This window comes from Mesorhizobium sp. M0751 (genome assembly GCF_040320265.1).
Lineage (GTDB): Bacteria > Pseudomonadota > Alphaproteobacteria > Rhizobiales > Rhizobiaceae > Mesorhizobium.
The window spans coordinates 1-12,252 of record NZ_JAMYPH010000027.1; the positions used below are offsets into that span (position 1 = coordinate 1).

Here is a 12,252-nt window from a genome sequence, read left to right on the forward strand (position 1 = left end):
GCGCTCGTGTCCTCGAATGGCATCCCGAACCCCCCAGCGCAAAACGCGCCAAACTGTTCGCGATGTCCTCGCACACCTGTTCGCGATGTCCCCGGTCCAAACACCCCCTTGAGGGGGAGATGGCCGACAGGCCAGAGGGGGTTGGTCCGACCGGGCTCGGCCTGCTGCAGCGGTTGGCGCTTCACGCGAGACAACCCCCTCTGTCGCCTTCGGCGACATCTCCCCCTCAAGGGGGGAGATCAGCAGCCTCAGCGTCGCGCGCTTACCGTCAGCTCCGGTTTCTGGCTGATGGTCTGGAACACCACGCAGTAGCGCTCGGTCAGTTTGAGCAGCGCATCGATGCGCTCCTGCGGCTCGTCGGTGTCGAGGCCGAATGTCAGCCGGATGGCGCGGAAGCCAACCGGCGCATCTCTCGCCACGCCAAGCGTGCCGCGAAAGTCGAGATCGCCTTCGGCTTCCACCGTGGCTGCCCCAAGCTTGAAGTCCAGCGCCGTCGCTACCGCCTTCAGAGTGACGCCGGCGCAAGCCACCAGCGCCTCCAGCAGCATGTCGCCGGAGCAGAGTTCGAGCCCGGTGCCGCCGGTCGCCGGATGCAGCCCGGCAATGGCGATCGCCCTGCCTGTCTCGACCTTGCAGGCGATCGATTGGCCGTCGATCGAGCCTTTGGCGCGGAGAGTAATCAGCGCGCGCGAGGCGTCGTCGCGATAGGCCTCCTTCAGCGGCGCCTGCATGGCCTTCAATGCGATCGCATCCATTTCATTTCTCTCCCATAATTGCCCTGGCTTCGCTGCTTTACGGCTATGCCTCCTGCCCCAAACGCAAGTCCCGGCTGGCGTAGCGCTTGGCAGGGTTTTGCCCGTATAGCCTGACGACACGGAACATCCAACGCCTTCAAACCGTCTCTCGCAACACTTTCGTAAGGCCGCCGGACAATTGCCGACATGGCCATCCTGGAAAGGCGCGAAAGGGTTTCGCCGGCATCCCTGTTCACCGGGTCTGCTGTTTCGATGCACGACGCCTCGATCAAGCTGACACTATGGTGTCAGGACGGGGCAGCGTAAGCTGGTGAGATGACGGAATCGCTGGACATGCCAGGCACTGTGGAAAGCGCCCGCGAACGTACCCTCGGCATCATCCTGGTCTCGGCATCGGCGGCCGTCTTCGGCCTCACCGGCGTGCTGACCACATCGATCCATGCCGACCCGCTGACCATTACCTGCTGGCGCGGCTTCGTCGGCTCGATCCTGATCAGCCTCTATGTGCTTTGGCGCCGCCAGCGCTCCGGCGGTCGCGACAGCTTGCGGCTCGGCTGGCGAGGCTGGCTGCTGGCGATCGAGGGCGCGCTCGCCAGCATCGCCTTCATCTCGGCATTCAAGTTCACCTTTGTCGCCAATGTCGCGATCATCTATGCCACCGCCCCTTTCGTCACCGCGCTGCTGGCCCTCCTGTTGGTCCGCGAACCGTTCCGGCTGCAGACGCTTGCCGCCGCTGCTGTGTCACTATGCGGGGTGGCGATCATGGTCTGGTCCGGCTTCGGCACCGGCCATCTGTTCGGCGACGGGTTGGCGCTGCTGATGACGATCGGCAGCGCCCTCTACATGATCATGGTGCGCGCCTTCAGCGACACACCGGTGGTGTGGGCGGGTGCGGTGTCGGCATTCCTTCTGTTCGTGCTCGGCTGGTTCGTCGCCGATCCGCTGGCTGTCTCGGCCAGGGACGCTGTGCTTCTAGCCACCTTCGGCGCCTCGTTCGCGCTGGCTTCGATCCTGTGGACGGAGGGCACCCGGCTTATTCCGGCGGCCGAGTCCGGATTGCTGGGTTCGGCAGAAGTGCCATTCGCGATCCTGTTTGCCTTCCTGTTCCTGGCGGAGATCCCGCCGGCAGCCAGCATGGTCGGCGGCGCCATCGTGCTTTGCGCGGTGTTCGCTCACGCCGGCCGCGACTGGCTGATGGCCAGGCAACGCGCAGCGGAGGCACGACCAATACTTGCCGCGTCCGAGGGCGAGTTGGTGGTTCGATCACGAGAAATCCGTTCCTGAAAATAAATTTGAAAAGTCATGGAACCATCATAGGGCTCAGGCATTATGGCTGCGACGGGCCACCCCAAGTCCCCCCAAACCCCTCGGCCCGTCTTACTCAGAAGCCGACCGCAAGGTCGGCTTTTTCTTTGCTGTCTTAATTGGCCAGGGCCAGGTTGCCGCTCAACAACGTGGCCAGATCCTGCGCCGGCCGGTCGGCATCCTCACGCAAGCGGACGGCGAATTCGGCGACCGGCACCGGCGGCAGATCAAGATCGCGCGGCGCCTCGACGATGCCGGAATGAGCGAAGCGCGCCGTCCTCAACGTCAAGGCGATGCCGGCGTGCACCGCCGTGCGCAGGCCGGCAAGGCTGGCACTGCCGGCAGCAATGCGGTAGCGACGGCCGGCCGCATCGAGTGCGCTGGTCGCCGCTTCGCGAAACCCGCAATGGGGATCGAGCAGCGCCAAGGGCAGTTCGTCGTGGCGGGTGGCCAGCCCGTTCTGTGAGCAAAGCCAGATCATTGGTTCCTTGAGCACACCGACTTCGTCCCGTGTCGGCACCTGCCGCATGGCAATGGCCAGATCAAGGGTGCCGGCCTGCAAAGCCTGCGCCAGTTCGGCGGAACGGCCGACGCGCAGTTCGATCCTGACGCGCGGATGGCTGACAGCAAAAGCCCTGAGCAGCTGCGGCAAGCCGCTGTCGGCGAAATCCTGCGTCGTGCCGATGGCGACGCGCCCGTCGGCGTGCGCCCCTTTGAGGGCCAGCCACGCCTCGCGATGTGCGGCAAGGATGCGACGCGCGTGGCCGACCAGATCCTCGCCTGCCGGCGCCAGGCCGCGCCCTCGCCCCTGCGGCACCAGCAGCGGTTCGCCGACAACATCCTCCAGCCGCTGCATCTGCGCGGTCACTGCGGACGGCGAGCGGCCGACGATCGACGCAGCCCGCGCCAGGGAACCGCCATCGACGAAAGCGAGGAAAGTCTTGAGGAGGTCGGGATCGAACACCTGCATAATTCGATATTATCAAAGTATTTATCAAAAACAATTCGATTTTTTTGGTCAAAGGACGATGGCATGATTTTCTCGACGGCGAAGAGACGCCGCTTGAAACCGAGGAGAAGAAATATGCCGATTATCAATGTCAGCGTTACCGGCAAGCCTGATGCCGCTTTGTCCGCCGCCATTGCCAAGGAAGTGACCGAACTGACGGCCACGCATCTGCGCAAGGACGCGACGATCACAGCTGTTGCCATGTCCTATCACGACCCCGAGCACTGGTTCGCCGGCGGCAAGTCGCTGGCCGAGCATGGCACCAACACGGCCTGGCTCGACATCAAGGTTGTCGACGGCACCAACACCAAGCTCGAACTGGAGGCGTATCTGCAGGCAATTTTCGCGGCATTCGGCCGGCTGCTGGGCAAGGTGCATGAGGAAAGCTACGCCCTCGTGCATGAAGTGCCTGCGGCCGCCTATGGCTTTGGCGGCAAGACGCAGGAATTCCGCTTCATCAGCGGAAGGATGAAAGCGGCGTAGCTGCGATAGGCAGCCGAGCCAAGTGATGACAGGAGAGAAGGAAAAATGGAGCCGCATTGACGTTGATCCAACTTCGGCTAGGTTCTCACCCGAAGCGGCCAGTGAAGAGCCGCGACGTGAGATTGTTGGGAGATGCGGCGATGATCCTGACACTGGCGCTGCTTGCGGGTCTTGTCGCGGCCTGGCTGCTGATCGGCGTGGTGGAGAAGTTCCGCCTCGGCCTGCGCTTGAGCCAGGCGCTGCTCTACGTGCCGTTCAAGCTCGCCTACCGGATCAGCGACGAGCGCATCAAGATTGCCCGCAGGTCGGCGGCCCCCGTCATCTACGTCATCTGGCATCAGTCACGCATTGAGCCGGCGCTGATGCTGTCGCTGCTGCCGGAGGACACGCTGCACATCCTCGACCAGGCTTCGGCCAGATCGCCGTGGCTGGAGCCGTGGCGCGAGCTCGGCCGTACCATCGCCTTCAACGCCGAGCATGTCTTCGTCAGCCGCAGACTCGTGCGGGTGCTGAAGGGCAAGGGCCGGCTCGCCGTTTACCTGCCGGATGCGGTCGAGCCCGACGTCAAGTCGTTTCGGTTGTTTCGCGCCATCACCCGTATCGCCATGCAGGCCGACGCCCGCATCGTGCCGATCTTCGTCGCCGGCGCACGCGGCCTGCCGGCCTCGCTGACGCCGGCGGACAAGGCGCCGCGCCATTGGTTTCCGCAGCTGTCGATCAGCGCGCTGGAGCCGATGACCATCGCCGAGCTGGTGGCGCGGAACCCAGATCAGGCCTCCAACACCAATGCGCTGTTTGATCGCTTCGCCGAGGCCAGGCTTTTCGGCAGTGATCTCGACCGAGGGCTGTTCCTCGCCATGCGCGATGCGGCCGACCGTGTTGGCGCTTCGCACCCAATAATCGAGGACGTCATTGGCGGTGCGCTGAGCTACCGGAAAATGTTCATCGGCGCCAGGGTTTTGGGCCGCCGCTTTGAGGCAATAACAGCGCCGGGCGAAGCGGTTGGGCTGCTCCTGCCCAACGCCAATGGCGTCGTGCTGTCGTTCGTCGGACTTCTGTCGGCTGCTCGGGTCGCAGCAATGATCAACTATACCGCCGGCCCGGCCAGCGTCACCGCCGCCATCCGCACGGCGATGATCCGCACAGTGGTCTCCTCACGCGCCTTTGTCGAAAAGGCTAACCTCGCCGACATCGTCGAGGCGGTGGAAAAGGGCGGGGCGAAACTGCTGTGGCTGGAGGATATTCGCGCAAGCGTGACCGTGCTGGACAAGGCCGCAGCCGGCTTGCTGTGGCGCTGGCCGTTGCAGCGCCAGGATGCAGCCAAGCCGGCGGTGATCCTGTTCACCTCCGGCTCGGAAGGCACGCCCAAGGCCGTGGTGCTGTCGCACCGGAACCTTCTTGCCAATGCGATGCAGGCGGAAGCCCGCATCACTATCTCGCCGGTCGACATCCTGCTCAACGTGCTGCCCGTATTCCACTCGTTCGGGTTGACCGGCGGCACCATCCTGCCGCTGGTCACCGGAGTAAAGCTGTTCCTCTACCCCTCACCGCTCCATTACAAACTTATTCCGGAGGTGGCGCGCAAGGTCCGGCCGACGGTGATGTTCGGCACCGACACGTTCCTCGCCAACTATGCCCGCACCGCCAAGGACGGCGATTTTTCCAGCCTGCGCTTCGTCGTCGCCGGTGCCGAGGCGGTGAAGCCGGAGACGCGCCGGGTTTACCGTGAGCGCTTCCAGGCCGAGATCATCGAAGGTTTTGGCTTGACCGAGGCCGCACCGGTGGTTGCCGTCAACACCGCCATCCACGGCCGCGACGGAACCGTCGGGCGGCTGCTGCCGGCCATGCGCATGAAACTCGAACCGGTCGAAGGCATCAGCGACGCCGGCCGGCTGTGGCTCGACGGGCCGAACCTGATGATGGGCTACATGACCGGCGACCGGCCTGGCGAGTTGCAGCCGCTCGAAGGCTGGCACGACACCGGCGATATCGTTTCGGTCGATCGCGAAGGCTTCATTACCATTCGAGGCCGCGCCAAGCGCTTCGCCAAGATAGCCGGCGAGATGGTATCGCTTGGCGCGGTCGAGATGCTGGTGCAGTCGCTGTGGCCGGAAGAGCATCACGCCGTGGTGGCAGTGCCGGACAAGCGGCGCGGCGAGCGCCTCGTTCTGGTCACCACCGCCGACAATGCCGATCCCAACGAATTGCGCGAATTCGGCAAGAAAGCCGGCGCGGCCGAACTGATGGTGCCGAACGACATCGTCAAGGTCGAGGAGATCCCGGTACTGGGCTCGGGCAAGACCGACTATGTCTCGACTAGAAAGCTGGCACTAGAGAGGCTGGGACTGAGCGCAGCCGCCTGAGGTTTGCTGTCGAAAACTCTAGAGCGCGTCGCGTTTGACCGGCCTTGTGCGACGCGCCTTGGATTCTTGCTTTTATGCATGCCGTAATCGCAAAACCGCTGCACACTTTTGCGCGACATGCATTAGAAGACCACCACCGACAACAGCAGAATGGCGCCGACGGCCATCATCAGCAGGCCCGGCCAGTTCTGCGACAGGCCGAGAAAACGGAGCCCGCGCCGCCGCGGCTCCAGAGTCGGACCTGGTGTTGCGAGATTGGGCGTCACACTGTCCGGCGCGGTGGAGACAGCGGCCGGCTCACTAAGCCGCCCGCGCATGATGGCTGCAACCGCCATATAGACGAGGCCGGCGACAGTCAGTAACGCGCCGATGAGGATGACAGCCATTTCTCCTCGTTTCCGATGTTCTGCGCCCGATGCGGCAGCTTGCGCGACGCTGACCGCGCACTACCAGCTGCCGCTTAAAACGGACCTACCAAACACAAACGGTCTAGCCGCCCGGCAAGTTCCGAAAACGGGGTTTTTGAGGTGCATTCCACGGCGCCGCTCGCTCTGCGAGCCGGTCCTAAGTCTAAAAGGATGACCCTTTTCGGAATCATGCGCTGCCAGGCGCAACGCGCGAACTGGCACCAAATCTGTCAGCCAATATCCGAGGACGGCACCTTCTCGCCTTCGCGCTTGGCGCGTCTCGAATAGGCGCGCACGCTGAACGGCAAGAAGACCAGATAGCCGGCAACCGAGGCCGTCAGCGTATACCAGGGATAGGTCATCAAAAGCAGGACGTAGAGGACGACTGCGAGGATGATCGGCAGCACCCTGTCGCCCGGTATCCTGACGCTCTTGCCGGAATAGACGGGCAGTCTGCTGACCAGCAGGAATGCCACCAATATTGTAAAGCCGGTGGCAATGAAGGCTGCCAGGCGGCTGGGTTCAAGGCCAAGCCTGAGGAAGAACAGATAGAGCGGCAGCATCACCAACACCGCACCCGCCGGCGCCGGCACGCCGACAAAATATTCGGTCTGCCACTGCGGACGGTCGAGCTCTTCGTCGAGCACGTTGAAGCGGGCAAGCCTCATCCCACAGGCGATAGTGAACAGCAGCGCCGCGATCCAGCCCGGCGAACCTGCCCTGTCGAGCAGAAAGGCATAGAGCACCAGCGCCGGTGCCACGCCGAAATTGACGATATCGGCCAGCGAATCCATCTGGGCGCCGAATTTGGAAGTCGCCTTCAGCATTCGCGCCAGACGGCCGTCGATACCATCGAGGAAGGCGGCGAGCAGCACCATCACCACCGCTGGCTCGAAGCGGCCCTCAAAGCCGAAGCGAATACCGGACAGGCCGGCGCAAATGGCGAGCACAGTCACCAGATTGGGCAGCACCATGCGCATCGGGATTTCGCGAATGCGCGGGCCACCGCCGCCATGCGCCTCGAATTTCTTGAACGGCGGCGCCACCGGTCAGGAGATCCGCACGAGCGGCGTTGCGGCAACGCCGCCGAATTCCGCCAGCACCGTCTCACCGCCGACCGCGGTCTGGCCGACGGCGACGCGCGGCGTCGCGGTCGAGGGCAGGAATACATCGACGCGCGAGCCAAAGCGGATCAGCCCGAAGCGCTCGCCGGTGCCGATGGCGCCGCCGGGCTCGGCCCAGCAGACGATGCGCCGCGCTACCAGGCCGGCGATCTGCACCGCGGCGACTGTTCCATTGGGGCTTTCGATGACCAGCCCGTTGCGCTCGTTCTCGGTGCTTGCCTTGTCGAGTTCGGCATTGAGGAATTTTCCTGGCCGATGCTCGATCCTGGAAATGCGGCCGCGCACCGGGGAGCGGTTCACGTGGCAGGAAAAGACGTTCATGAACACCGAGATGCGGGTCATTTCACCGCCGCCGAGGCCAAGCTCGCGCGGCGGCACGGCCGGGCCGACCGCCGAGACGATGCCGTCGGCAGGGCTGACAACCAGCCGGTCGTCGATCGGCGTGACACGCTCGGGATCGCGGAAGAAATAGGCGCACCAGGCGGTCAGGATGAGACCGATCCAGAACAGGGTCGAGGAGAAATAGCCGAGAAAGAGCGTCGCCGCGCCGAACGCAGCGATAAAGGGATAACCCTCGCGATGGATCGGAACGAACGCATTCTTGATCGTGTCGACGAGGCTCATGGGATGAGGATAACCTTGGTTCCAAGTCCGGCCTCAATAGCGGAAACACCCCGCGCTCGCAACGCGACAATGGGAGCGCTTGAAGGTGGCGGTCGCCGCCGTCTCAGAACGGCCAAGCGAAATCCACTCAGGCGCCCGCTGCCGCCGCTTGGTCGAAATACTCCTCGAGCTCGCGCCGATCGGCCTCCGCCAAGCTCTCTTCGTGGCTGCCGCGTAGCACGCCGCCTTTCGGGGTCGACTGGAGGAGGAATACATGCTCGTCGGCCATAACCACCCAGTTCACAACCGCGCCGCCTTCCATAGGCACGACCGAGTTCGCAGAGACGACAGCATCGGTCGGATCGAACCCGGCCCTGCGCAGCAAGAGGTCGACAGCGACCGTGGATGCGCACGGCGCATCGCGCGGTTCCGTGCGGCTACTCAGGTCAAATATAAACGACGCCGTCGCAATCCTCGTTGTCGGAACGCAGCACTCTCGCCCGTCCTTGGTAAGACAGCGCCTCTCATTGGCCTTTCGGCCAGGACGATTTGCGCCAACCCGGAGGTTCTCGGCCCATGCAGAAATCAGCAGCTAGGCAAGTGCGAGTGGTGATGAACGGCTTGGCCTTCGGCGAGTCGCCGCGCTGGCACGATGGCCGGCTGTGGTTCTGCAACTGGGGCACAGGCCAGATCATCGCCGTTGACGCCCAAGGCAACAGCGAGATCGTGCTCACCGTGCCGGCCACCCTGCCCTATTCCATCGACTGGCTTCCGGACGGGCGCCTGCTTGTCGTCTCCGGCCGCGAAGGGCTGGTCCTCAGGCAGGAGGCAGGCGGGAGGCTGGTCACCCATGCCGATCTGAGACACCTGTCGAAGAGCCCGTGGAACGAGATCGTGGTCGATGGGCGCGGCAATATCTACGTCAATGGCGGTGGGCCTGCTCCGGCTCCCGGCCAGCATTTCGGCCCCGGCACCATCGTGCAAGTCGCACCTGATGGCTCGGTTCAGCAGGTGGCTGAGAACCTCGCCTTCGCCAATGGCATGGCGGTGACGCCTGACAACAAGACGCTGATCGTTGCCGAGTCCCACGCAAACAGGCTGACCGCCTTCGACATCGCTGCCGATGGTGGCCTTTCCAACCGAAGGGTCTGGGCCAATCTCGGCAACGGTTTTCCGGATGGCATCTGCCTCGATGCCGAAGGTGCGGCGTGGTACGCCGACGTTCCGAACCGGCATTGCGTGCGGGTGCGCGAGGGCGGCGCAATGCTCGAAAGCGTCGACGTCGATCGCGGCTGTTTTGCCTGCATGCTCGGCGGCGGCGACGGAAAAACGCTGTTCATCGTCGCCGCCGAATGGCGCGGCTTCGAACATATGATCAGCGATGCCCGTACCGGCCAAGTGCTCAGCGTCGAGGCTATCGCGCCGGGCGCCGGCTGGCCGTAGAGAGCTTACATCCCGGGGATCCGCTGATAGTTGGCGATATCGGCCTTGACGCCAAGTCGCGCAATGGTCTCCTGAGGATTGAAGCCGCTGCGCTCATGCGCAGCCTTGATGATCGGCACGACCTTGTCGACAGCGGCCTGCCCTTCCCATTCGACAATGGTCACGAGGTTGAACTCGCCCGGCCCCGAGAATTGCTCGAGCAGGAAATCCTGGACGAACCCTTGCTGTTGGCGCAGCAATTCATGCGTCATCCGGACCTTGGCAAGAATCTCCTCGCGGGCATTGGCCGGAACAACAAACTTGTCCACCCGGAATACGCTGCCGCCACTGACTGACTGATTTATCCCATTCATATCGATTGTCTCCGTTTTGAACGACGCATCTTGCTGCGATCCAAAACGGCCTACGATCTCAACTTAAGTTGAGGTCAAGCACAAATTTTCAGCTCACCTCCGAGGTGCGGCGGCGGACAACGACGCCGAACTCGTCGCTTTCGCGGGCAATGCGCAGCCGCTCCTCGGCCTCACTTGCCTCGCGCTGGCGGTCCCACATCGATGCATAAAGGCCGCGCTTGGCTATCAAGGCGACATGGGTGCCGCGCTCGGCGATCTGGCCGTCCTGCAGGACGATGATCTCGTCGGCCGAAATCACCGTCGACAGCCGGTGGGCGATGACGAGGGTGGTGCGGCCCTGGCTGACCAGGTCGAGTGCCGCCTGGATCTCCTGCTCGGTGTGGCTGTCCAGCGCCGAGGTCGCCTCGTCGAGCATCAGGATCGGCGGAGCCTTCAAGATGGTACGGGCGATCGCCACCCGCTGCTTCTCGCCGCCGGACAGTTTCAGCCCGCGCTCGCCCACCATTGAGCGATAGCCGTCTGGCAGCCGCTCGATGAACGGTCCGATCTGGGCCAGTTCTGCCGCCTTGCGCACATCCTCCTCGCTGGCGCCGATACGGCCGTAGCGGATGTTGTAGGCGATGGTGTCGTTAAACAGCACCGTGTCCTGCGGCACCATGCCGATGGCGGCGCGCAAGCTCTCCTGTTTGACGTCGCGAATGTCCTGGCCGTCGATCAGAATCTTGCCGCGCTGAATGTCGTAGAAACGAAACAAAAGCCGCGAAATGGTCGACTTTCCGGCTCCGGAGGGGCCGACGATGGCCACCGTCTTGCCGGCCGGCACCTCGAAGCTGATGCCCTTCAGGATCTTGCGGTTGGGGTCGTAGGAAAAATGCACGTCACGGAACTCGATCTTGCCGGCTTCGACGACCAGTGGATTGGCGCCCGGCCGATCGACGATCTCGCGCTTGACGTCGAGCAGATCGAACATGTTTTCGATATCGGTCAGGCCTTGGCGAATTTCGCGGTAGATCATGCCAATGAAATTGAGCGGCACCGAAAGCTGCATGAGCATGGCGTTGACGAAGACGAAATCGCCGACGCTCTGTGTGCCTGCCTTCACCTCGAGCGCCGACAGCACCATGACGACGGTCATGCCGATGCCGAAGATCACCCCTTGGCCGAAGTTCAGCCAGCCAAGCGAGGTCCAGGTCCTGGTCGCCGCCACCTCATAGCGCGCCGTGGACCGGTCGAAGCGCTCGGCCTCCATGGCTTCGTTGTTGAAATATTTGACTGTTTCGTAGTTGAGCAGCGAATCGATCGCCTTCGTGCTGGCTTCATTGTCGCTGTCGTTCATCTCGCGGCGGATCGAAATACGCCAATCGCTCGCCCTGACGGTGAACCAGACATAGAGCCAGACCGTGACCGCGATCACCAAGACGTATAGCCAGCCATAGGTGACGGCGAAGATGCCGGCGGTGAGCGCGAATTCGACGATTGTCGGCGCCGTGGCCAGCATGGTGAAGCGGACGATCGTCTCGATGCCCTTGGTGCCGCGCTCGATGACGCGCGACAGTCCGCCGGTGCGCCGTTCGAGGTGGAAGCGCAGCGACAGTTCGTGCATGTGCACGAAGGTACGGAAGGCGAGCCGGCGCACCGCATGCTGGCCGACCCGTGCAAACAGGGCGTCGCGCAACTGGTTGAAGCCGAGTTGCACCAGCCGCACGGCATTGTAGGCGACGACCAGCATGACCGGCGCCAGCAGGAAGGCCGGCAGCGGCGGCGGCGATTTGCTATCGCCGGCCAGTGCGTCGGTCGCCCATTTGAAGAAATAGGGTCCGGCCACTAGGGTCAGCTTGGCGACAACCAGCAGCACGGTGGCCCACACCACCCGCGCCCTCAGGTCGGCGCGGTCGGCCGGCCACATATAGGGCCAGAGATTGCGCAACGTTCTAAAGGTCGAGCCGGAATCGGCGGAAACGGTTTTCTCGGCCATTCTTGTTTACCTTTATGATTTTAGCGGCCGGAGCAGCAGGAATCGACCAGCGCGGCCAGCGATGCCGAAACATCGGCGAGCGCGGCGCGGTCGAGTTCATAGCGCGAGCGCTGGCGGTCAGGCTCGAAGCGGATCAGCCCGGCCTCGACCAGGATCTTCAAATGCTGGGAAACAGTGGACTGCGCCAGGTCGAGATGCTCGACAACCTCGCGACAGCAGCAGGAACGGCTTGCGGAAAGGTGTTTGAGAATTTCGATCCGCGCCGGATGCGAAAGGGCCGCGAGCCGGACAGCGACGGCGCGGCTATCCGGCGTACAGTTGGCCGGCATGCAGTTGGCCGGCGCGTGTTCATCTGCTGCGCGGCGTCGGTCCGTCACGAGGGGGGATTCGGTCATCGTCCATCGGCGATAAACGATGACCGGCCCTGCCGCA

Annotated in this window: 13 protein-coding genes; 4 read left to right on the top strand and 9 right to left on the bottom strand. The window is 63.5% G+C overall.

Translation table 11 applies throughout. The annotated features are described in order from the left end of the window. Nucleotides 1-248: 248 nt before the first annotated feature. Nucleotides 249-755, bottom strand: coding sequence for an OsmC family protein (locus NKI19_RS28720; protein ID WP_352490937.1), 507 nt, complete (start codon nucleotides 753-755; stop codon nucleotides 249-251). A 333-nt stretch (nucleotides 756-1,088) separates the two neighbouring features. Between NKI19_RS28720 and NKI19_RS28725 the strand changes: the two genes are divergently transcribed. Further along, nucleotides 1,089-2,039, top strand: a complete 951-nt coding sequence (locus NKI19_RS28725; protein ID WP_352490936.1) for a DMT family transporter — start codon at nucleotides 1,089-1,091, stop codon at nucleotides 2,037-2,039. A gap of 136 nt (nucleotides 2,040-2,175) precedes the next feature. Here the strand turns inward: NKI19_RS28725 and NKI19_RS28730 are convergent, their stop codons facing one another. Continuing rightward, nucleotides 2,176-3,030, bottom strand: coding sequence for a LysR substrate-binding domain-containing protein (locus NKI19_RS28730; RefSeq protein ID WP_352490935.1), 855 nt, complete (start codon nucleotides 3,028-3,030; stop codon nucleotides 2,176-2,178). A 114-nt stretch (nucleotides 3,031-3,144) separates the two neighbouring features. Here NKI19_RS28730 and NKI19_RS28735 point away from each other — a divergent pair, with 114 nt between their 5' ends. Then, nucleotides 3,145-3,552, top strand: a complete 408-nt coding sequence (locus NKI19_RS28735) for a tautomerase family protein (RefSeq protein WP_352490934.1) — start codon at nucleotides 3,145-3,147, stop codon at nucleotides 3,550-3,552. A gap of 140 nt (nucleotides 3,553-3,692) precedes the next feature. Then, a complete protein-coding gene (locus NKI19_RS28740) occupies nucleotides 3,693-5,915 on the top strand; it encodes an AMP-binding protein (RefSeq protein ID WP_352490933.1) in 2,223 nt (740 codons plus the stop codon). Between the two features lie 122 nt (nucleotides 5,916-6,037). On the opposite strand, the gene NKI19_RS28745 is transcribed toward NKI19_RS28740, so the two are convergent. The 4 genes from NKI19_RS28745 to NKI19_RS28760 form a co-directional block, all read right to left on the bottom strand. Beyond that, nucleotides 6,038-6,301: a hypothetical protein gene (locus NKI19_RS28745; RefSeq protein ID WP_352490932.1), complete on the bottom strand. Its 264-nt coding sequence runs from the start codon at nucleotides 6,299-6,301 to the stop codon at nucleotides 6,038-6,040. 251 nt (nucleotides 6,302-6,552) lie between these two features. Then, nucleotides 6,553-7,368: a CDP-alcohol phosphatidyltransferase family protein gene (locus NKI19_RS28750; protein WP_023677728.1), complete on the bottom strand. Its 816-nt coding sequence runs from the start codon at nucleotides 7,366-7,368 to the stop codon at nucleotides 6,553-6,555. Between the two features lie 3 nt (nucleotides 7,369-7,371). Then, on the bottom strand, nucleotides 7,372-8,070 hold the full coding sequence (locus NKI19_RS28755) for a phosphatidylserine decarboxylase (protein ID WP_023677729.1): 699 nt from the start codon (nucleotides 8,068-8,070) through the stop codon (nucleotides 7,372-7,374). 127 nt (nucleotides 8,071-8,197) lie between these two features. Further along, nucleotides 8,198-8,377: a hypothetical protein gene (locus NKI19_RS28760; RefSeq protein ID WP_352490931.1), complete on the bottom strand. Its 180-nt coding sequence runs from the start codon at nucleotides 8,375-8,377 to the stop codon at nucleotides 8,198-8,200. Nucleotides 8,378-8,625: 248 nt separating this feature from the next. On the opposite strand from NKI19_RS28760, the gene NKI19_RS28765 reads away from it, so the two are divergent. Beyond that, nucleotides 8,626-9,492, top strand: coding sequence for an SMP-30/gluconolactonase/LRE family protein (locus NKI19_RS28765; protein ID WP_352566200.1), 867 nt, complete (start codon nucleotides 8,626-8,628; stop codon nucleotides 9,490-9,492). Nucleotides 9,493-9,497: 5 nt separating this feature from the next. Here NKI19_RS28765 and NKI19_RS28770 read toward each other — a convergent pair whose 3' ends face one another. The 3 genes from NKI19_RS28770 to NKI19_RS28780 form a co-directional block, all read right to left on the bottom strand. Next, nucleotides 9,498-9,845 (bottom strand): antibiotic biosynthesis monooxygenase, encoded by a 348-nt coding sequence (locus NKI19_RS28770; RefSeq protein WP_352490929.1) that lies wholly within the window; start codon nucleotides 9,843-9,845, stop codon nucleotides 9,498-9,500. 88 nt (nucleotides 9,846-9,933) lie between these two features. After that, a complete protein-coding gene (locus NKI19_RS28775; RefSeq protein ID WP_352490928.1) occupies nucleotides 9,934-11,820 on the bottom strand; it encodes an ABCB family ABC transporter ATP-binding protein/permease in 1,887 nt (628 codons plus the stop codon). A gap of 20 nt (nucleotides 11,821-11,840) precedes the next feature. Continuing rightward, entirely contained in the window at nucleotides 11,841-12,215 is a 375-nt protein-coding gene (locus tag NKI19_RS28780; protein ID WP_502899348.1) for an ArsR/SmtB family transcription factor, read from the bottom strand. Nucleotides 12,216-12,252: the final 37 nt, after the last annotated feature.